Origin of the sequence: Planktothricoides raciborskii GIHE-MW2 (genome assembly GCF_040564635.1) — a bacterium.
GTDB classification, from domain to species: domain Bacteria; phylum Cyanobacteriota; class Cyanobacteriia; order Cyanobacteriales; family Laspinemataceae; genus Planktothricoides; species Planktothricoides raciborskii.
The window spans coordinates 5,739,924-5,760,743 of the sequence record NZ_CP159837.1; the positions used below are offsets into that span (position 1 = coordinate 5,739,924).

Sequence of the window (20,820 nt, forward strand, 5' to 3'; positions counted from 1 at the left end):
CATTGTGCCCCTACCATTCCCTATTTTTACAGGGGTTTTCAGATTACTAAACCACGATCGGGCCTGCGCCCAAGGGTAGGGGCGTCCTTGCGGAGCATAATCCGTCAGGCTATATGGCCATTCGCCCGTACAGTTAATATTCTAAGCATCGTAGGGGCGAATGGCCATTCGCCCCTACACTGCCGGAATGCGCGGGCCGCTACAAATTATTGTGGTTTATTTAATAGAAAATTGCTGTATGATGCTTCACACTCTATTAATCGTTTTAATCTCCGATCAGGTATTAACGCAAATTTGGCTATTGCTGCCAAAACTTTTGGTGGCGATCGCTATTTTAGTGTTGACTCGGTTTGCCATTCGTTTGGTTAGTCGAGTGATGACTAAAACCCTCAGCCGAACCGAGGCAACCTTACGCAAATTCTTAATTCAAGCGGCGGAAACTTCTACTTTAATTATTGGCGTAATTGCCGCTTTGAATGCGTTAGGAATTCAATCCACTTCTCTGGTGGCAGTTTTGGGGGCTGCTGGTTTAGCCATTGGGTTAGCATGGCGGGATACATTGTCTCATTTTGCTGCTGGGGTGATGTTGATTACTTTGCGTCCTTTTGAAGTTGGTGATTTGATTGAAGCGGCTGGAGTATCGGGTTTAGTAGATGCCATTGGTATTTTTTCTACTACAATTATTACCCCAGATTATATTAAAATTATGGTGCCTAATGCCCAGTTATTTAATGGCACTTTAAAAAATACGACAACTTTAAAAATTCGTCGAGTAGATGTCACCGTAGACTTGGGCGAAATCTGCTTAAATGAAGCAAAAAAATATTCTTTAGATACCACAATTTATGAGTTATTACAATTAATCAAAACTCATCCTTTGGTACTGAAAGAACCAGCCCCTAGCTGTCTGGTGAAGGCGATTTCTCCTAAAAGCACCGTATTATCTTTACGTCCTTGGTGTCAGTCTCAATATTATGAACAAGTGCGATCGGATGTGCAGAAATTGGTTCAAGAATGGTGGTGGCGATCGGCAAAATCCTGGGAAGCTAATGATATCAAAGCGCCATCAGATTAAGATAAAATTACCAAAAATTCAGCATGATCTCGTTCTAATTGGTTTAATTGGTTATAATAGGGATAATTTTTGATCGGGTATGGTTTGTTTGGGGGTAGATATAACATTACAAACAAGCAATCAACAATAAACCATAATAAACCATTAAAAACAACTAATAACGAACCGCAATTTTGACCGATAAAGGGAGATGATCTGAACCGATATTTTTTCCCACAATGCGCTCATAAGTCACCAGAGATTTACTATGTAAGCAATGATCGATGGGAATCATTAAAAACCAAGAAAATCCCGCTAACCAGGTCGGTTGTAAGCCATATCATTTTTGAGAATTCATTAAATCACTCGATCGCGGCATATGCCGCGGTGCGGAGCACCTTCGCACAAACTGGCGAAATCGATCGGACCAAGGCGTACTATTAAAATCCCCAATAATTATCACTTCTCGATTAGCCTTTAACTGCCTTTGACTCCATTGGGCAGCGGCAGAAAACTCTATTTCTTGATAAGCGGAAGTATCTTGACTTCGGGAACGAATGGTATGTAAACTTAATAAAGAAAGCAATTTATTTCCCAAAAAAGCGCATAATCGATGCAATCATCGGTCGGTCGAAACCGTCGGGTAAATGAATAATTTCTGGGTTCATAATTTATACGGAGGTTGAATTATTAGCCACAAACATGGCCACTCCCTGAGTATTTTTTAAGGGTCGGGAAATCACCAACCGATAATCCGCTAGACTAGCAGAAAGTTCTGTCAACCATTGTGGGGTCACTTCTTGCCACAAGAGAATATCGGCTTTTTGATTTTTTAAATAGGCGATCGCCTCTGAAAAATTCTGATTATCGCGGTCTAAATTGGCATGAACAATCTGTAAATTTGGATGCGGTAAATTGGGGATAGCACTGATATTAACCGATTTAAAATCCTGGGTTAAAGGTGGGAAAAAAATAACGGCAAAATTAATCCCAAATTTATGGCAATCGGGATACACCAAATAAAAATAACACTTTTGTCAGTAATAGTTTTGCCAGCGATCGCCCCAGCAATCATCGCTAATACCAACAGTAAACAATATTGGGGTCTGGGATGATCCAGCAGTTCAAACCCCCACCAAATTCGACCAGCAAACTCCAACATTGTGCCTAAAAATGCGGCAAAAACCGCCGAATTTATGGCAAAAATAATCCACTGAACGCTTTGGGGAAAAAAAATAGTCAGCATCTAGGGTTTTCATGGAAAATGTTCAATCGTGCGATCGCGGAGACAAGGGGAAAAATTTTTCAATTACGTTTTTCAATTAAGATAGAATAAGACTAAAAATATAACCTAGAGAATCATCATGTCTAATTCAAATCTGACCGGGATTGAGGCTGGAAATTTACGTCGCGTTCACCATATTGCTTTTAACGTCCAAGATTTGCAGGTTTCTCGCCATTTTTACGGCCAGATTCTTGGGTTGCGTGAACTCACGGGAGCGGAAATTCCTGCAACCCTGAAAAAGTTAGTGGAGGAGGGAAAAGTGGCTAATTTTGTCACTCCAGATGGCACCGTCATCGATCTATTTTCTGAACCGGATTTATCTCCAGCAGATCCAGATCCGAGAAAAGCATTTACTCGGGCAAATCATCTGGCATTTGATATCGATCCAGAGTTATTTGACCAAGCGGTAGCCGTGTTGCGATCGCATCAAGTTCCCATTGACCACGGCCCAGTCAGTCGCCCTACAGGAAGAGGCATTTATTTTTACGATCCCGATGGCTTTATGTTAGAAATTCGCTGCGATCGCTCTTAGCAAACATTCAGATATTGTTGGTTGTTGTTTGTTGTTTGCTGTTGGAGAAATGGGAACAGTTATCAGGGAACGGGGAACGGTTATCAGGGAATATTGCCAGAATGCAAGAATGCCTGTTTCCTGTTCCCTGTTCCCTGTTCCCTGTTCCCTGTTCCCTGTTCCCTGTTCCCTGTTCCCTGTTCCCTGTTGTTTGTTGTTTTTCGCTAGTAATTGATAATTGATAATTGATAACTGGGTTTAATTATCAATTATCAATTTTAAATTATTAATTATCAGCAGAATCAATGCCACCCATGCGATTAAAAGGGAAAAAACGAATCACTGCTTGACCAATAATATTTTCGCGAGGGACAAAGCCCCAATAGTGGCTATCATAACTATTATTGCGGTTATCTCCTAACACCAAATATTGATTTTCCGGCACGACCACTGGGCCGTAATCATAGTTAGGTTGCTCTTGAATATATTGTTCTTGGATCGGTTGATCGTTAACATACACCACGCGGAGTTTAACTTGTACTTTGTCACCGGGTAAACCAATCACCCGCTTAATAAAAGCATCTTTAAAGTTTTCCTTTTGTAATGCAGGGGTCGGGCTAAAGACAATAATATCTCCCCGCTGCGGGTCTTTAAAATGATAACTCAACTTATCAATAATTAGGCGATCGTTGATCTCCAGGGTGGGTAACATTGAACCCGAAGGAATATAACGGGCTTCGGCGACGAAAGTGCGAATCCCTATTGCTAAAATTCCACTCAGTACAATGGTCTTTAGTGATTCAAGCCAGGGGTTTTCTTCGGTGTACTTTGGGGCTTGATTAACGGGTAATTGAGATTTAGAATCAGACACGGTTTCCTCGATACGGGTCATGTTGCCTATTTAGATCCAAGATTTAGATAAGTGAATAAAATGCTAGGGGCTTTTGGTCAATTCTCTTTTCACTGAAGCCAACAGAAAATCCTCACCTCAAATTTTGACGAGGGCTTTTATCGGTCGGAAAGAAAGAAGAACCGATCGCCGGTAATAGGTTTTGATGATTGTTTTCTTTGTACAAATGGTTAGTGTCAGTGATGACCAGTGGTTAGGGTAAGTTTGGTGTCAAATCTGTGACTGGGTAATATGGGGTCTGGTAAGGGGAAATTCCACAAAGCTGCCCTGGTAAGCATATTGAACTGTTTGGATGGGGGAGATAGCGGAATCGCCCCAGCCGCCGATCTTCAGATTTACCAACGTCTTACTTCTAATTTAAAAGGTTAAAAGAATTTTTGACAACTTTTTTATTTTTTTCAGTTCTATCCCCTGGTGGCAACCATTCGGCACCGGAAAGTCATATCCTAGTATTGTAAAGCGACTCGTGAGGAAAGGTGGGGGAACCCCGCCTAATTGAAGCCATGTCTGCTGATTCATACTTATTAATCCAACAAGCTCGGATCCTCCAAACTGATGGGGAATTTTTACTCGGTGATGTCTTGGTGCGGGGGGGAGCAATTGTCCAAATCGATCGAGAAATTTCGCCCCCTGAGAGCCACCACTGTGAAATTATCGACGCCACGGGCTTAACTTTGTTGCCTGGAGTCATCGATCCGCAAGTGCATTTCCGGGAACCGGGTTTGGAACATAAAGAAGATTTATTTACCGCCACCTGTGCTTGTGCTGCCGGTGGGGTGACTTCTTTTTTGGAAATGCCCAATACTCGGCCAATTACCAGCAACCAAGCAGCCCTTGATGATAAGTTAGCGCGAGCAGCCCAGAAATGCTTAGTTAATTATGGCTTTTTTATTGGGGCAACGGGCAAAAACTTAGAGGATTTACTCACAGCCACCCCCACTCCGGGAATTAAGATTTTTATGGGCTCGATGAAGGGGGATCTTTTGGTAGATACCGATGAATTGCTAGAGCCAATTTTTGCCAATGGTTCGCGGTTAATTGCCGTCCATGCGGAAGACCAAGAACGGATTAGTCAACGGCGACAGGAATTTGCCGGATGTACCGATCCCGCGATTCATTCAACCATTCAAGATAAGCAAGCGGCGTTGTTGGCGACTCAAAGAGCCCTACGATTGTCCAAAAAATATCAGCGACGACTGCATATTTTGCACCTGTCCACGGGGGTTGAGGCGAATTTGCTGCGCCAAGATAAACCCAGTTGGGTGACAGCAGAAGTTACACCGCAGCATTTACTCTTAAATACCAGTGCTTATGAAACTATTGGCACCTTGGCACAGATGAATCCGCCTTTAAGAGATCCCGAAGATAATGAGATTCTCTGGCAAGCGCTGCTGGATGGGGTGATTGATTTTATTGCCACGGATCATGCGCCCCATACTTTGGCGGAAAAAGCCGAAGCATATCCCAATAGTCCGTCGGGGATGCCCGGAGTGCAAACCTCTCTGCCGTTGATGTTGACCCAAGCAATGCAAGGACGCTGTACCGTAGCACAAGTGGCTCACTGGATGTCCGCCGCCCCCGCGAAAGGCTATGGTATTGCCAATAAAGGCGCGATCGCTCCTGGGTATGATGCGGATTTGGTGTTAGTGGATTTAAACAGCTATCATCCAGTATTGGCGGAAAATATGCTCACCAAATGTGGTTGGAGTCCCTTTGAAGGCTGGAATTTAACCGGATGGCCCGTGGTGACAATTGTCGGGGGACAAGTGGTCTATAACCGAGGAAAGATTAACACCGAAGTACGCGGTCAAGCCTTACAGGTATGGTAGTACAGCTTGTTCAGAAATAATCCGATCTGCTTTCAAAGTCCCTCTCCCTCCCCCCCTTTCAAAGGGGGGTAGAGGATCCGGATTTAGGGTGAGGGCAATGTGTTAAGTAAATAATGAACAAGCTGTATCTGACAATCTGATTGACAATCTGTGGTTTATTGTTTAAATGTAAAGTAATATAAAGTTTAAAGCGAACTAACTCCCTATTCTAAGAATTTCTTTATGATTTCGATAAGGCAACTTGTAACGATCGAGCGCATATGCCTAATTGGTCATATCGCTGCAATGGCCTTTGGATTGGCGGGACTCATCCTGGTGATTCCCAATCCAGAATTTATTTTGAGCTTGTCAAAATTTGGCCAAGATGTTTTCCAAGTGAGCATGGCGAATGGCGGGGTCGGATATATTGTGTTAGGAGCCGCCGCAGTTGCCATCTATGCTTATCGAGTATTAGGGGTGCGGCAGTGGTTGGGTTTTATGTTGCCAGCGGTGGTCTTGTCCTTAAGCAGTGAACTTTTAGGCACCAGCACAGGTTTTCCCTTTGGTCATTACCAATATTTAAGTGGGTTGGGATATAAAATTGCCGGTTTAGTCCCATTTACCATTCCCCTGTCCTGGTTTTATCTCGGTTTTTCCGCTTATCTCCTAGCCCGCGCTGGGTTGGAAAATACTAGAATAGCCCCTTGGATTCAGCAGGTTGGCGCGATCGCCCTGGGTTCCATCTTACTCACCGCCTGGGATTTGGTACTGGACCCCGCCATGACTCAGACCGCCGTTCCCTTCTGGCAATTCCAAGAAGTAGGAGAATTCTTTGGGATGCCCTATCGTAACCTCAGCGGCTGGATCGGCACTGGTGTAGTCTTTATGACCGTTGCTGCCATCGTCTGGGAGAAAAAACCCTTAAATGTGCAGCGATCGCAACTACTGGTTCCCCTGACGGTTTATCTGGTTAACTTCGCCTTCGGTGCCGTAATTACCGTTACTTCCTTAGACTCTCGCTTTTTAATTCCCACCGCCTTGGGCTTACTGGTGGGTGTCGTACCGGCGATCGTCCTCTGGTGGATGGCCGCACCAACTTCTACGGAAGAAGCAATCAGCAACAGCGATGGGGTCAAACCGGACAACGCAGAAAATTTAGTAGTGTCCCCGGTAAAAATGCTGGCAAAATAACCATAGTCTCCGCCGCACTGATTTAACCTAGCAGCACCTTGGATGGCAATACTCATGCATCCCATAGCACTGGACGACTAACGCCACCAGTGCTTTTTATTTCTTTTTATTTGTATTTATTAAGAGTTTTGCCCCGCTCAAAACCTTTAAAACCGTCAATGTTTGCCTGGAAACCATCCCGGAAACAATTATGATAAGCAACCAAGTGATAAGCAACCAAGTTGCCTGATTAAAGATTTTGTTATGATGATTTACTTTTTATTTGCCCAATTATTTGCCCAAACATCGATTTTCGCCGATTGGTCAATCAGCGCTTGGGTTGTACCACTCCTGCTGCTGCAAATCCCAGCGGTGATTTTGTTACTTTCTCGCTTGATCAAAGGTCCATTTAGGATGCCGCCAATTGAACCCCAGTCCGCCACTCTGGAACAATTGGGCTGGGTGACGGTGGTGGTGCCTACTTTGAATGAGGCGCAACGGATTCAGCCTTGTTTGGATGGCTTGACCCGCCAAAGCTATGAACTCCGGGAAGTGATTGTGGTGGATAGTTATTCCACCGATCGCACTCCCGAATTGGTTCAGGCGATCGCCCACAAAGACCCCCGCTTTCGCTTAATTAATGACGATCCATTACCAAAAGATTGGGTGGGACGCCCGTGGGCATTGCATACAGGTTTTTTACAAAGTTCTCCAGCCAGCGAGTGGATTTTAGGCATTGATGCGGATACCCAACCCCACCCAGGGTTAATCGCTGGTTTACTCAAAGTAGCCGAAGCGGGCGGTTATGATTTGGTTTCCCTTTCCCCGCAATTTATTTTAGAAACCCCTGGGGAAATGTGGTTACAACCGGCGTTGTTGATGACCTTGGTTTACCGCTTTGGCCCGACGGGGACCAACAGTGGTGGAGAGCAACGGGTGATGGCTAATGGGCAATGTTTTCTCTGTCGGCGATCGGTGTTAACTAAACTTGATGGCTATACCACTGCCCGGAAATCTTTTTGTGATGATGTGACTTTAGCCAGAAATGCCGCCAAACAAGGGTTTAAAGTGGGCTTTTTGGATGGGGCAAAAGTGCTCAAGGTGCGAATGTATGAGGGGATGAAAGAAACTTGGCAAGAATGGGGCCGCAGTCTCGATCTGAAAGATGCTTCATCTAAACTTCAGACTTGGGGAGATGTATTGCTGCTATTCGCGGTTCAAGGTTTACCGTTGCCGGTGGTGTTGACGGGTTTGTTCTCAGGTGTTTTCTCGTTGGGTTTCGTTCCTCAACCCAACATACTATTCCTACTATTGCTGAGGTTAAATATATTTTTGCTGGTGATTAGATTTGCTTTGAATTTTGCGATCGCCCCTTCTTACGATCGCAGTCGTGCCACTCCATTAGCTAAGTTGATGTTTTGGTTTTCTCCTCTCGCAGATCCATTCGCTTTTCTGCGGATTTTTATTTCCGCCATAAACCGACCCACTCAATGGCGTGGCCGTAGTTATCAATGATTTTAGTTAGTTTAATCGTTAGTTGTTTGTTGTTTGTTGTTAGTTGTTGGTTCTTAGTTGTTGGGTAGGGATTCTTTGGTTCTTAGTTGTTGGTTCTTAGTTGTTAGTTGTTAGTTGTTTGTTGTTAGTTGTTAGATTAATAACTACCAACTAACAACTAACAACTAACAACTAACAATTAGCTTTCTGCTGCTTCTTCACTGACCAAATCCACTCTTTCTAATTGCCAGAGAATTTGGTTTCCTTCGCGCCGCACTCGTGACACAATCCAATTACGCCATACCCAATTATCACCACGACTGGTGACAGCACTGGCATTGACATCCATCAAGTCTGCGAGTTCGGAACTGGTAATTAAATACCCTTTCGTGGAAATTTCATCAGCAATTTGCAGAGTCTCGATCAAGTTTCTCAGTTGGTTTACCCTAACCTCACGAGGTAAGGAATCTATAGATTCAGAAGATGCGTTAAGATTAATGTCCATATTTAAATCAGAGAGTTTATGGTCAGAGTTCCCCGAACATTGTAACCTCTCTATCGGACTGTGGGATTTTGGTTGATATTCTTGAAGTTTGACTTTGTTACCAAATGCATAAGCTTTGGCGATCGCATCACATCGTTCATTGTATCGATCGCCACTATGACCGCGCACATGTTGCCATTTAATGACAGAAGAGTTGAGGCCATCTAACTTTTGCCACAAGTCTTGATTCAGCACAGGTTTACCGCTGGCAGTTTTCCAGTCTTTATTTTTCCACCCATGAATCCATTGGGTAATTCCTTTGATTAAGTATTCGCTATCCGTATGCAAAATAATTGGCTCAATTTGTCCAGATTTCTTGAAAAATTCCAAGGCGGCGATCGCCCCTTGCATTTCCATCCGGTTATTAGTGGTACTGGGATCCCCTCCCCCCATTTCATGGATCTGCCCATCCTGATAACAAATAATTGCAGCCCAGCCACCACGCCCAGGGTTGCCGTTACAAGATCCATCGGTATAAATGCTTTTAATTGTCATAGAAGAAACTCCATATTTTTTTCTTTAGGGAATGCCTTAAAATCATTTTTGCCCGCTAATCTTAACATTATCAATGGATAAAATCATATAATTTTATATAAAAAGTATAAAATTATATGAATATTTTTTCATATAATTTTATACTTTTTGATATTTTTTGATATAATCTTATGATACTCAGGATTTTTGCCAAAAATTATCCGTCATGGCAATGGTTAAAATTAACCCAAAGCGCATCCATGAGTTCGCTCATTGCTCGGCCAAAAGTCATCATTAAAAGAAAAAAAGAAAATCCGATATGCTCAAACTTCAAATTTATAGCCTGGTTTTGTTGCTGATCGGCACCTTAGCGGTTAGTCAGAAACCTGTTTTATCGAATGAAGGGATTGTCAATTCCGTAGAACCTTACCCCATCAAATCCTCATCATCAAACCCATCCGCCCAAGAGATTTTAAAACAACTGTTTGATGCCAATGTAATTTACTTAGGAGAAACCCATGATAATCCAGCGGATCATGCAGCAAAATTAGAGATTATTCAGCAAATGAGCCGAAACAACAAAATTGCGATCGCCATGGAAATGTTCCAGCGACCTTATCAAAGTGTTTTAGACGAATACCTCCGAGGCAACCTCAGTGAAGCCGAACTCATTGAACAAACAGAATATCAAAACCGCTGGGGGTTTCCTTGGGAATTTTATGCCCCAATCTTACGGTTTGCTCAAGAAAATCAAATCCCCGTATTAGCCTTAAATGTTCCCAATGAAATTACCCGCCAAGTTGCCCGCCAAGGGTTAGAAAGTTTGACAGCAGAACAAAAAAAATTTATTCCTCCATTTTCAGAAATTCGCACAGATAACCTTGAATATCGTCAGTTAATCCGCGAAGTATATGACGCAATTCACCAAAATCATGGCAGTAGTGATAACTTTGAAAATTTCTTTTTAGCCCAAGTTCTTTGGGACGAAACAATGGCCGAAGTCATTGCCAAATTTCGGCAAGCTAACCCCGATTATCAAATCATTGTGTTAGCCGGAAAAGGTCATATTGTTTATGGTTATGGCATCCCCAGTCGAGTCCTGAGAAGAGTCACTGAACAAAACACCGAGCAAAACACCGAAAAAAACAAGCGAGAACCTTTTCGCCAACTTTCGGTACTTTTAAGTCCCATCCCGGAATTAGAATGGGACACAAACAAACCGCTCGCTGATTTTGTTTGGCCAACATCAGCAGAAATATCCGGGGCTGAGTAACTTCTAGAAATTTAGGTTTTCTATTATCTATTAGGCGATTTTACTACTCTCGTTCTTAGACTCTTGGGAACGAGAGCGATCGCCCCGAACACCGTTAACAGAAATGTCGGCACCAGAGGGTTCAAATTGTTCAAAAGAGTCAGTGGTAGGTGGATATTCTGGTAAAAATTCACTGGGATTTTCGGCAAAATTTACCGGAATATCCGCCCCATTAATAATCCCACCCAATATTGTGGTTTCCTCTTGTTCAATTAAGGGCTCAATATATTCCGCCAGCAAACTGCTTTGAGTGTAACCTGGTCGAGTCACGATCGCCATCCCATCAGTTAATGGTTCTAACAGAAATGCATCATTACAAACACTCAAAGGAGGCGCCTCTAAAACCACCATATCAAACCGATGAGCAGCTTCTTTAATAATTCGCCGCATTTCATTAGATTCAAGAATAGCCGCGCTATTTGGTAATGGCCCAACACTAGGAATAATATAAAGTTCTTCTACTTCTGGAGCCAAGCGAATACAATGACTCAAATCGCTATAGTAACGTAAAGGTTCTAATCTGGCTGAAGTATCTGGAGTTAATTTTAGGGAACGACAAGCAGAAGCCGATCGCAAATCGGTTTCAATAATCAGAGTGCGTTTGCCCGCTCTCGCTGAGGCGATCGCCAAATTATACGCACAAAAACTCTTGCCTTCATCTATTCCCACGCTGGTAATTAACAACATTTTGATCTGCTTTTCTCCCAAACGCCGTAAGTTACTGCGGAGTTGTTCACAAAAACTCAAATAGGGACTGGGAGAGTCTAAAATTAGTGGCATTAAATTACTCTCTGGATCTGAGGAAATCACCTCGGGCAAAATCCCCAAAACCCGCAAATCTAATCCCTGTAAACCCGCCTTGATTTCTTCCATTGTGTAGTATTTGCCTTCGAGCAAAGACAGCACAAAAATGATTCCGCCACCCAACACCGTACCAATCACACCAGCCATAACCACCGTCAACATAGCGCTGAATGGTTGGGGCTTGTTGGTATTTACATAGGGGTTTTGCTTCAACAAACTGCTGACGGTTTCCGCCTCAGCCGCGAGAGCATCAGACAAAGCGGTTTGCATGCGATCGTAGCGTTGTTTATGCAACGCTACCTGCTGGGCTAACCGTTGTTGTTCCAACTGCAAATTAGGCAGGGTCGCATATTCTCTTCTCAACTCCGCTTCTCGTTTCGTCATTGCACTAAGCTGACCTTCTAAGCTTTCTTTCTGAGTCGATAAACCAATCAGCGTTTGGGCTAACCGCTGCCGTTCGGGATCTAAACTACTATCTTTTCTAATTTGCGTCCCACTCAACAAAGGTGCCGTAATTCCATCTCCTCCAATCACCTCAGCGGCACGATTTTCTAACAGTTGGTTATACGCTTCTTGCTGTTTGCGTAACTCAACCATCTGAGGATGGGCAGGCCGAAAATTCTTACTCGACAGTGAAATCTGAGTTTCAATTTGATGTAATGCCGCTCGGATATCCGCAATAATCGGATCGGCGCTCAGGGCTTGGGACACATAAGCTTGATCCACCGTTAATCCCAATCTTTCCTCTAAATCGATCATTTGCCCTTGCACCCCTTCAATTTGCATTTGGAGTTGAGCTTGTTGCGCTTGATTCGCAACAATTTCACTGGCCAAACTGCCAGAACGGGCGGCTAAAATTGCCACTCCTTGTTGCCGTTCATACTGTTCTAATTTTCGTTCCGCTTGATCGAGATTCTGTTCCACCTCTGGTAATCGTTGATTAATTGTCGTAATCAAAGTCCGCAATCTTTCCGTATTAATCAACCGACTCTGCTCAATCATTGCATCCAATAAGGCTTCCATAATTTCCAGCCCTCTTTCTTTACTGGGAGCACCGTCATAGTAAACGGTAATCACAGGGGGGGAGTCTGGCTTCGGTAAGCGAACAGTAAACGTTTTTCTAATCCTTTTCGGATCTTCCTGAACTTTGGCAGCAGCAGTATTCAGCACAAAATCAGATTTTAGAATTTCCTCCGTCAGTGCTTTTCCTTGTTCTTGAATCAGTCCTCCCGTATCGGAAAAAGTTACAGGCGGATGATAATAGCTCAGGATACCTCTAGCATCATAAGTGGTTTCCGGCGTTTCCTTGGTCATAACGATGACACCCGCACCGGCCAAACAGAGTACCACTACGGCGAATCCGAACCATTTGTATTTAGCAAAAGCTATTTGATAACGCTTAACAATTGAAGGAGCCATAAGTCAAAAATAGGGGGGAACGGGGGGAACGGGGGCAGCGCTTGTGCGCTTGTGCAGGGAGGTAGGGGGGGCAGGGGAGCAGGGAGGTAGGGGTGCGCTTGTGCAGGGGGGCAGGGAGGTAGGGGCAATTCCTTAAGGCGGTGGTTGCCCCGGAGCTTCTGGTGCGGGGGGAACACAGATGTAGGGGCGCAATGCTTGCGCCCTTCTGGAGCAGGGGAGCAATAACCAATAACCAATAACTAATAACCAATAACCAATAACTCATAACCAATAGCTTGATTAGACTTCTGGCAAAATTCTAATAAGCCTCCCTTGGGAAGGGGGGTTGGGGGGATCGATTCGGATTTTTGCAAGAGGTCTATTAATTAGAACCGGGTCCAAAGAGAGCATCAGCGCTATCCCGTAACTGATCAAAAAATAGCAAAAAGCCAAGAACATCGCGAAAAGGCTGGGTAAACGTATTCAGTGAATAGGTCAACTTGGTTAGGAGATTTCGCCCAATCACCACCACATCATTATTTTGTAAAGGGATATTCTGGGAGTTATCACCTTCAAGTAATTTTTTGACATCCACTTTTCGGGTGACAGCACGTCCTTGTTCTGGGTCAAAGCGAATCACGGCAATGTCTCTTAAATCTGCTTGACTGAGAGGAATGGTGTTGAGAATATCCGAAAAGGTACTGCCATTGCGTAGGGTAATTAAATTTGCCCCTTGTCCAGGATAACTTAAAATTCGGACAGTCATTTCCGGGTTGGCCAAGGTGGAACGAGCGATAAGCAAGCGGTCATAATCTTGATCGGTGCCTGGTTCAATTTTCGGCACATACACTACATCTCCATTTCCTAGGCGTAAAGAAGGTAATTCTGCCCCGGTTTGTAAAGGAGTAAATAGGTCTACGATTTCTTCACTAACGGTGCCATTGCCAATTAATCGGCGCACCCGAACGGATCGCAAGTCCGCTTCACTGGTGGTGCCACCGGCAATCAGTAAAGCATTGGGCAGGGGACGGGGAGCCGGATCCAGAAGATGAAATCCCGGTTGAGCTACTTCTCCGAGTACCGTAATTTGCACAGGTTGCTGGGCGGCTAAGTTGGATTGACCGACGATATTATGATCATAATCTTGATCATCGCCTAATGGTCGTTTGGGGACAAATACTACATCCCCATTGCTCAAGGGAATGGAAGGAAGTTCTTCCCCATTCATTAAAGGAGTGAATAAATCAACGGTTTCTTCACTGATGGTGCCATCTGCGAGTAAGCGACGCACTTGAATATTTTTCAAATCTGCGGTTGGACTGGCTCCCCCAGCGATTAATAAGGCATCTGGTAAGGGGCGAAGGGATGCCGGGAGTATATGATAACCCGGTTGGGTGACTTCGCCGACAATGGTAATTTGTACAGGTTGTTGGGCGGAAATATTAGAGCGACGAGCCAAATTATTGTCATAATCTGGATCTGCTAATGGCAGTTTGGGAATAATCACTATATCCCCATTATTTAAGGGAAAGTCTGGCAAGGTTTGGCCGTTGGTTTGTAAGGCATTATAAATGTCTAAGAAAATCGGTTCGGTTAAAGTGCCATCATCTTGTAACCGACGCACGATGACGCAGCGGAGGTCGGCGGCAGGAGTGGCTCCCCCGGCAATGAGTAAGGCATCGGCTAAGGGACGAATGGAGGGGGGGAGGATATAGAATCCCGGTTGAGCGACTTCTCCCAGTACGGTAATTTCTACGGCAGACGGGGGGGCTACTAGGTTGGAGCGGCTGATGAGGCTGCGGTTATACTGTCGGTCTTCCAGGGATTCCCGTTTGGGGACAACGATCGCATCTCCATCTTCTAGGGGGATATCGGGAATTGGTTGTCCTTGGGTTAAAGGGGTTAACAAGTTAACTTCTTGTTCTCTGAGGATGCCATCGTTTTCTGTCCAACGTAAACGCACCTGCCGTAAGTCGGCATTGGCGGTGGTGCCTCCGGCAGTGGCTAATAGGGTGGCGAGGGTGGCTCCGGTTGGGGTGACGGGATAGAATCCTGGTCGGGCAACTTCTCCAGTGATGGTGACGTTAATGGGTCTTGGCACCAGCAGTTGCAGGCTGACGATGGGATTGACGAGATATTGATTTAATTGAGCCTGGATTTTTTGTTGGGCTTGGGCAGGAGTGAGTTTTTCTAGAGAAATTGCCCCGATCAGGGGCAGTACGATACTGCCTTCTGGGTTGATCGCGGTTTGCAGGCTGAGTTCGTTAAAGGGTTGCACTTCTATGTAGATTTGATCCCCAGGACCGAGGCGATAACGTCCTAGTCGGTTGGCGCGATCGCGCCTCGTCTGCCGTGGTACTTCGGCGGGGGGTGTAGGGAGTGGCGAAGTGTTTGGTAAGTCAGGTTCGGCAACAGGAGAGACGGGGATGCGGCTACCCGGAGAATTTAGGCTGGGAATTGGGCTGGGAATTAGACTGGGAATATTTCCGCCATTGGCTGTCCCGTTGGCTGTCGGAGGGACTGGGTTCGATGAAATACCGGCACGAGTTGGTAGTTGACAGATATTCGTGGCGGCCAAAACTTGGGCGGGTCTGGCGAATATAGAAAATGGCCACTGAATGACTCCTAAACAAACCAAAAGCAGGATGTTGAGGGTTGAGTGTTGACTGTTCATGGTTGGGTAGGGATTCTTTGACGGTTGACGGCTAAGGGCGAAGCATATAGCCTGCGGCATTGCTTCGCTTACCGTGCAGATATATTGTTAAACGCTTCTGCCATTAAGGTCGCTTGAACGGTTTTGGCAAGAGATTCGATGAGGGGTCGGGCTTTTTCAATGTCACCGTAAGGTTCAATGGGCATGATGATACATACGGCTACCCAAGGTTCCCGTTTGCCAGAGATTTGGTAGAGGCGATCGCGCCAAAACCAACGGCTCGCTTTGGGATGTCCTCCATCAGGGAAGGCATACCATTGCATGATGGCGTAGGTTTGCTGCCTGGTGACACCCCGGAAATAGCGGGCTTCAACTAATGCTAATTTTTGTTTTAGATCCCCGTTTTCTGGCTTTAGAGCCCCTTTTAGATCCCCGGTTTCTGGTTTTAGATCCCCGGTTTCTTCAAGAAACCGGGGATCTGTGCCCGGTATTTCCACGGTAAATTCAGACCAGGTTTCAGAGTCAGATTTCCATCGCCAATATCCATTAATATCCATCCATTCAACTTGGGGTTGTTCCGTCGATCCCCGTTGCGATCGCAGGAGCAATAATGCCATCTGATTGTTTTGGTTGAGTTCATGGAGTAACCATTTCCGCCCCCCGGCTTCGATTGTCACTTTGTTTACGGTTTCCCATCCAGCCACTTGAATGCCATTACTTTGTAATTCTTGTAGTTTTTTCAGCCCTGGAACTGGGGGGGGTTCTTTCCAAGGCTTGATACCCTGGAGATAGCTGGGTATGTTTGCTCCTCCCAATAGTAATAGCAGGAGCAACAGTAATAATATTCTCATTAGTGAAGATTGCTTTAACACTTTAAATATACTTTAAATAGAAAAAAATAGGACTTCATCTAATTCAGGATTATCCACGATTTAAAGAAACCGGATTAGAAACCGGGTTTCTTTAATAAACCCGGTTTCTTGGTTGTTTTATGCTGAAACCCGGTTTATGACTCGTGAGGTGGCACCGTTAAATGGTCAGCGATGTTTTCTATGCCAATCAGCAGGGGAATTAACAAACCTAACATACATGCTGAGTATAAATCTCCGCCCCAACTTTCATGTAACCAATGAAAAAGATGATCCCGTTCTGTGCCATAAAAAAATGTCAGTAACGTATTTCTAATAATATTACCCAGTACACTCAAAATCACTGTACTGAATAAAAATAGATTTATTTTGAATCGGGAGGATAAGTCATCTCTCCAGTATAGTAACATTAACGCTACATATAAACTCGTTAGTAACATTTTTAAGCCAGAACAATGGGGGGCTACTTCGACTACGGCATCATTGACATATAAATAAATATTTTCCACTCTAACATTTATGCTAAATTGAAGTAAAATAAACCCAGCGATCGCGGCAATAAATGCTTGCAATGGAATAATATAAGGAGAGATTAAGTAGGGAATTTGGTTAGGAGTGGCAAGGCAAACCAGCAACAGGGGAAATCCTTGCATTTTTAATCCATCGATTCCTTTTAACCATAAACAAATTCCCGCTAAAACTATCGGCAAGGATAAATTTACTAAGTCTGGTAAAGTGCTGAGATAAAATACCGCTGCTAAACCAAGTAAAAATCCACCTATGGGATGAGTTTTTTCAGGCAATTTGAGCCATTTTTGGCGATCGCCCCAAGCAATATAGGCAGCAAAAGGCAGGCCAATTAAGCCGTGGCTAAAATATTCGTGCTCAATACTAATACTTTTATTTAACCATCCGTCATACCAATACATGACTAAAGGCGCGTAAATTATCGTTAATAATCCGATAACGATCCAGCCGGAATATTGCTGAATTAAACTAGATTTTTTTTCCAGAATTTGCATGGCTAAAATTTGCGTAAAATTTGCGTAATTTTAGAAACCGGGTTAGAAACCGGGTTTCGCCAAAGTTACCCGGTTTCTTGTTTGGTGGCAAAACTTATGCCAGAAACCCGGTTTCTTGTTTTAGATTAGATCAAAGCTGATTCAATGGCGGTGACAACTTGCTGAATATGCCTTTCGTTGATGCCCGGATACATTGGTAATGACAAAATTTCCTCGCAGAGCATTTCTGCGTGGGGAAAGTCACCCTGATGATAACCTAAATTTTGATAGCCCGGTTGTAGATGACAGGGAATAGGATAATGAATTCCCGTTTGAATCCCTTGATGATTGAGTATATTTTGTAAAGTATTGCGGTCAATGGGACAATCTTCGGTGACTTGGATCACATAGAGGTGATATACATGGCCGGTATTGCTTTGATTTTGAATGGGTCGAATGCCTTGGCTTTGCAGGGGTGCTAATGCGGCGTCATATTGTTTACCGGCATGGTTACGCCATTGGTTCCATTGGGCAAGATGGGGCAGTTTTGTTTTGAGAATGGCGGCTTGTAAGGTGTCTAGACGGCTGTTGGTGCCCACTTCGGTATGTAAGTATTTTTTGGGGGCGCCATAATTCCGCAAGGTTCGCATTTTTTGGGCGACTTCGGGGTCGGAGGTGACGACGATGCCCCCATCTCCGAAGGCGCCGAGGTTTTTGCTGGGGTAGAAGCTGAAAGCGGCTGCCATACCGATTGAACCTGCCCGATCGCCTTCTTTTTCCGCTAGGTGGGCTTGGGCACAGTCTTCGAGGATAATCAGGTGATATTTTTCCGCCAGATATCTGAGTTTTTGCGGCGAAACCATTTGACCGTATAAATGGACGGGAACGATCGCACGGGTTTTCGGGGTAATGGCTTTTTCCGCTGCTTCCAGATCGATTAAAGCCGTCCAGCGATCGCAGTCTACCAACACCGGAATTGCCCCAGCCCTTTCCACCCCAATTAAGGTAGCAATGAAGGTATTCGCGGGTAACATTACTTCATCCCCTGGTTGGATGCCACAAGCTTTTAGTCCCAAGGCGATCGCGTCGGTGCCACAGGCGACACCAATGCCATAGTTTACTCCACAAGCGGCGGCAAAATCAGACTCAAATTCTGTGACCGCTTGCCCCAAAATGAAATCCCCTTGGTGCAGTACAGAGGCGATCGCTTTTTCTAAGTCTGTTTGAATGGGCTGATGAATAATTTGCAGGTCAACGAAGGGGACTTTAACGGTAGGGCTAGACATAAGTGCTGATTTAAAACAATTTTTGCCATTGATAGCGGGCGCAAGCCGAAGCGCCCCTACTATTGTTATGCACGATGTTTCCGCCGATCCGCCACTGTTAGGGGAGTGTGGGGAGTGTGGGGAGTGTGGGGAGTGTGGGGGGTGTGGGGGGTGTGGGGAGTGTGGGAAGGAAATTTCCCCTCTTCCCCCTCTTCCCCCTCTTCCCTCTCTTCCCTCTCTTCCCCCTACACCCTACACCCTACACCCCCCAGTAATCAAAGCTTATAGCCGATTTGTCGCAGAAAATCTTTGCGGTGCTTCACGTCTTCTGGGGTTTCTACGCCTTTGGGAGAAAAGCCATCGATGACGCCGAGAATTCCTCGTCCTTGTGCGGTTTCCGCCAAAATCACTTCTACGGGGTTAGCGGTGGCGCAGTAAATTGTGCAGACTTCTTGACATTGTTTGATGGCATTCAAGAAGTTGACCGGAAATGCTTGCTGCATCAGAATGACGAAGCTGTGACCTGCGGCGATCGCTTGGGCATTTTTGGTGGCGATCGCTTGCAGACGATCATCATTTCCTGTAACCCGAATTAAGCAAGGGCCAGAAGCCTCGCAAAAAGCCAGACCAAATTTGACTGACCCAGAAATTCCTACCAGAATTTCATGTAAATCTTCCACGGTCTTAATAAAGTGAGAGTGACCAATGATGACATTGGCCCCTTCGGGAATTTCTACAGCTACGGATTTGAGTTCCATCGTTTTTACCTCGATTTCTTGTAAATTACACAAATATCCGATATTTGGGGCAACCAGCATAACCAGGGAATAGTTCCCTTTCTGTTGGTTGCCATTCTTTTCACCATTAAAATTGCGATACAATCACAGCTTAGTCAAATTTGCCATCAAAAATTGCCGAGATATAGCCGGAGTGTTGCCCTGTGGTGTCCCCTACTTTGCCGAAAATCAAGTTTCTCAAGCAACCAACTTTGAACGAGTGGGTCGAACAAGCTTTATCTAATCTCGATACGATTCTCTTGGATCATTCCCACTGCGAACGGAAAGCGGCAGGAGTTGCCTTAAATTTAATGTTTCGTTATCCGTCGAATACGAAGCTAGTCCGACAACTGACCGCGATCGCCCAAGAAGAACTAGAACACTTTGAACAAGTCAACCAAATATTAGAACAACGGGGCATTCCCCTCGGTCCCCTTTCCGCCCCTCCTTATGCGGCTGGACTCAAAGCGGCAATTCGGCGAGATGAACCCAAAAGATTATTAGATTCTCTGCTGATTTCCGCATTAATTGAAGCCCGCAGTCACGAACGTTTGGGATTACTTGGCACCCATTGCCCTGATGCAGATTTGGCGAAATTTTATCGCGGATTAATGGCATCCGAAGCCCGACATTATGGCATTTATTGGGTATTAGCCAATACTTATTTTGACCCCACAGAAGTCACCGAAAGGTTAGAAGAATTATCCACCGTGGAAAGTGATTTATTAGCCACATTGCATCCCGAACCTCGGATACATAGTTAGGTTTAAAGAAACCGGCTTTTGTAAGAAACCCGGTTTCTTGGTTGGTGGCAAATATTTGGGAAAGAAACCCGGTTTCGGGAATTTCGTTATCTGGTTATTCCGTTATCCGTTTATCCGTTTATCCGTTTATCCGGTTATTCCGTTATTCCGTTATTCGGTTATTCCGTTATTCCGCCGGGGAATCGTCTTCCCTGGCTAATAGCTAAAGTCGGTTAAAACCGACTGAAATTCGTAATTTTAAATTATATAATTTTAGTCGGATTTATCCGACTTGCGCTATGAGGCGGGGGTTAAAACCCCCGACGGTTTCTAACCTCTGCCTGTTTCTTGGAGGGAATTAACCTAAAACTTCCATTGCTTTTGCCAAAATTTCATCGGGGTCAAAAGGTTTGGTCATGTAAAGGTCTGCCCCGGCTTCATTGCCTTTTTGTTTATCAAACTCTTGGCCTTTGGCGGTGAGCATAATAATGTAAATATTTGGCATTCCTAACTCATTTTTCACCTTTTGACAAACTTCAAAACCGTTCATTTTTGGCATCATTACATCAAGAAATACCAAATCAGGCTTTTCCTGTTGAATGATTTCTAATGCTTCTTCCCCATTGGTGGCTGTTAGCAATTCTACCCCTTCATCCTCCAATTCTTCCAGGGTTTGCGAAATCAAAATTCTGATATGGGGTTCATCATCGACAATTAATATCTTTTTAGACATAAGAATTTCCTATTTT

19 protein-coding genes are annotated in these 20,820 nt (G+C 44.6%); 7 read left to right on the forward strand and 12 right to left on the reverse strand.

The window, feature by feature from the left end:
• Window positions 1–160 precede the first annotated feature (160 nt).
• Window positions 161–1,075 carry a mechanosensitive ion channel family protein gene (locus tag ABWT76_RS24545; protein WP_231636508.1) on the forward strand — a complete coding sequence of 305 codons (915 nt, stop codon included), beginning with the start codon at window positions 161–163 and terminating at the stop codon, window positions 1,073–1,075.
• A gap of 319 nt (window positions 1,076–1,394) precedes the next feature.
• Here ABWT76_RS24545 and ABWT76_RS24550 read toward each other — a convergent pair whose 3' ends face one another.
• The 3 genes from ABWT76_RS24550 to ABWT76_RS24560 form a co-directional block, all read right to left on the reverse strand.
• Window positions 1,395–1,640, reverse strand: a complete 246-nt coding sequence (locus ABWT76_RS24550; protein ID WP_190878465.1) for an endonuclease/exonuclease/phosphatase family protein — start codon at window positions 1,638–1,640, stop codon at window positions 1,395–1,397.
• A gap of 85 nt (window positions 1,641–1,725) precedes the next feature.
• Complete coding sequence (locus ABWT76_RS24555; RefSeq protein ID WP_156331430.1) at window positions 1,726–2,073, reverse strand: hypothetical protein; 348 nt, start codon at window positions 2,071–2,073, stop codon at window positions 1,726–1,728.
• Window positions 2,010–2,300 carry a hypothetical protein gene (locus ABWT76_RS24560; protein WP_054464094.1) on the reverse strand — a complete coding sequence of 97 codons (291 nt, stop codon included), beginning with the start codon at window positions 2,298–2,300 and terminating at the stop codon, window positions 2,010–2,012. The genes ABWT76_RS24555 and ABWT76_RS24560 overlap by 64 nt, the downstream gene beginning before the upstream one ends.
• Before the next feature lie 118 nt (window positions 2,301–2,418).
• Between ABWT76_RS24560 and ABWT76_RS24565 the strand changes: the two genes are divergently transcribed.
• Window positions 2,419–2,871 (forward strand): VOC family protein, encoded by a 453-nt coding sequence (locus tag ABWT76_RS24565; RefSeq protein WP_054464093.1) that lies wholly within the window; start codon window positions 2,419–2,421, stop codon window positions 2,869–2,871.
• A gap of 265 nt (window positions 2,872–3,136) precedes the next feature.
• Here the strand turns inward: ABWT76_RS24565 and lepB are convergent, their stop codons facing one another.
• Complete coding sequence (lepB, locus tag ABWT76_RS24570) at window positions 3,137–3,742, reverse strand: signal peptidase I (protein WP_354635090.1); 606 nt, start codon at window positions 3,740–3,742, stop codon at window positions 3,137–3,139.
• A gap of 521 nt (window positions 3,743–4,263) precedes the next feature.
• Here lepB and ABWT76_RS24575 point away from each other — a divergent pair.
• The 3 genes from ABWT76_RS24575 to cruG all read left to right on the forward strand — a co-directional run bounded on the left by ABWT76_RS24575 (window position 4,264) and on the right by cruG (window position 8,253).
• Window positions 4,264–5,589 (forward strand): dihydroorotase, encoded by a 1,326-nt coding sequence (locus ABWT76_RS24575; protein ID WP_354635091.1) that lies wholly within the window; start codon window positions 4,264–4,266, stop codon window positions 5,587–5,589.
• A gap of 231 nt (window positions 5,590–5,820) precedes the next feature.
• A complete protein-coding gene (cruF, locus tag ABWT76_RS24580; RefSeq protein ID WP_054464265.1) occupies window positions 5,821–6,759 on the forward strand; it encodes a gamma-carotene 1'-hydroxylase CruF in 939 nt (312 codons plus the stop codon).
• Window positions 6,760–7,005: 246 nt separating this feature from the next.
• The gene (gene cruG, locus ABWT76_RS24585; protein ID WP_082348694.1) at window positions 7,006–8,253 is read left to right on the forward strand and encodes a 2'-O-glycosyltransferase CruG; all 1,248 of its coding nucleotides are present in this window, start codon (window positions 7,006–7,008) and stop codon (window positions 8,251–8,253) included.
• A 178-nt stretch (window positions 8,254–8,431) separates the two neighbouring features.
• Here the strand turns inward: cruG and rnhA are convergent, their stop codons facing one another.
• Window positions 8,432–9,271: a ribonuclease HI gene (gene rnhA / locus ABWT76_RS24590; RefSeq protein ID WP_054464092.1), complete on the reverse strand. Its 840-nt coding sequence runs from the start codon at window positions 9,269–9,271 to the stop codon at window positions 8,432–8,434.
• 298 nt (window positions 9,272–9,569) lie between these two features.
• Here rnhA and ABWT76_RS24595 point away from each other — a divergent pair, with 298 nt between their 5' ends.
• Window positions 9,570–10,523 (forward strand): ChaN family lipoprotein, encoded by a 954-nt coding sequence (locus tag ABWT76_RS24595; RefSeq protein WP_054464091.1) that lies wholly within the window; start codon window positions 9,570–9,572, stop codon window positions 10,521–10,523.
• A gap of 30 nt (window positions 10,524–10,553) precedes the next feature.
• On the opposite strand, the gene ABWT76_RS24600 is transcribed toward ABWT76_RS24595, so the two are convergent.
• From ABWT76_RS24600 to ABWT76_RS24625, 6 genes are all read right to left on the reverse strand, one after another.
• Window positions 10,554–12,785 carry a tyrosine-protein kinase domain-containing protein gene (locus ABWT76_RS24600; protein ID WP_156331428.1) on the reverse strand — a complete coding sequence of 744 codons (2,232 nt, stop codon included), beginning with the start codon at window positions 12,783–12,785 and terminating at the stop codon, window positions 10,554–10,556.
• 361 nt (window positions 12,786–13,146) lie between these two features.
• Window positions 13,147–15,438 (reverse strand): SLBB domain-containing protein, encoded by a 2,292-nt coding sequence (locus tag ABWT76_RS24605; protein ID WP_054464088.1) that lies wholly within the window; start codon window positions 15,436–15,438, stop codon window positions 13,147–13,149.
• A 68-nt stretch (window positions 15,439–15,506) separates the two neighbouring features.
• Window positions 15,507–16,289: a cyanoexosortase B system-associated protein gene (locus ABWT76_RS24610; RefSeq protein WP_255353121.1), complete on the reverse strand. Its 783-nt coding sequence runs from the start codon at window positions 16,287–16,289 to the stop codon at window positions 15,507–15,509.
• A gap of 134 nt (window positions 16,290–16,423) precedes the next feature.
• Window positions 16,424–17,308: a cyanoexosortase B gene (gene crtB, locus ABWT76_RS24615; RefSeq protein WP_054464086.1), complete on the reverse strand. Its 885-nt coding sequence runs from the start codon at window positions 17,306–17,308 to the stop codon at window positions 16,424–16,426.
• Between the two features lie 125 nt (window positions 17,309–17,433).
• The gene (locus ABWT76_RS24620; RefSeq protein ID WP_054464085.1) at window positions 17,434–18,573 is read right to left on the reverse strand and encodes a DegT/DnrJ/EryC1/StrS aminotransferase family protein; all 1,140 of its coding nucleotides are present in this window, start codon (window positions 18,571–18,573) and stop codon (window positions 17,434–17,436) included.
• Window positions 18,574–18,827: 254 nt separating this feature from the next.
• Window positions 18,828–19,370, reverse strand: coding sequence for an adenosine-specific kinase (locus ABWT76_RS24625; protein WP_354635093.1), 543 nt, complete (start codon window positions 19,368–19,370; stop codon window positions 18,828–18,830).
• Window positions 19,371–19,492: 122 nt separating this feature from the next.
• Between ABWT76_RS24625 and ABWT76_RS24630 the strand changes: the two genes are divergently transcribed.
• Window positions 19,493–20,092 carry a tRNA-(ms[2]io[6]A)-hydroxylase gene (locus tag ABWT76_RS24630; protein ID WP_054464084.1) on the forward strand — a complete coding sequence of 200 codons (600 nt, stop codon included), beginning with the start codon at window positions 19,493–19,495 and terminating at the stop codon, window positions 20,090–20,092.
• Between the two features lie 337 nt (window positions 20,093–20,429).
• On the opposite strand, the gene ABWT76_RS24635 is transcribed toward ABWT76_RS24630, so the two are convergent.
• Entirely contained in the window at window positions 20,430–20,804 is a 375-nt protein-coding gene (locus ABWT76_RS24635; protein ID WP_054464083.1) for a response regulator transcription factor, read from the reverse strand.
• Window positions 20,805–20,820 lie beyond the last annotated feature (16 nt).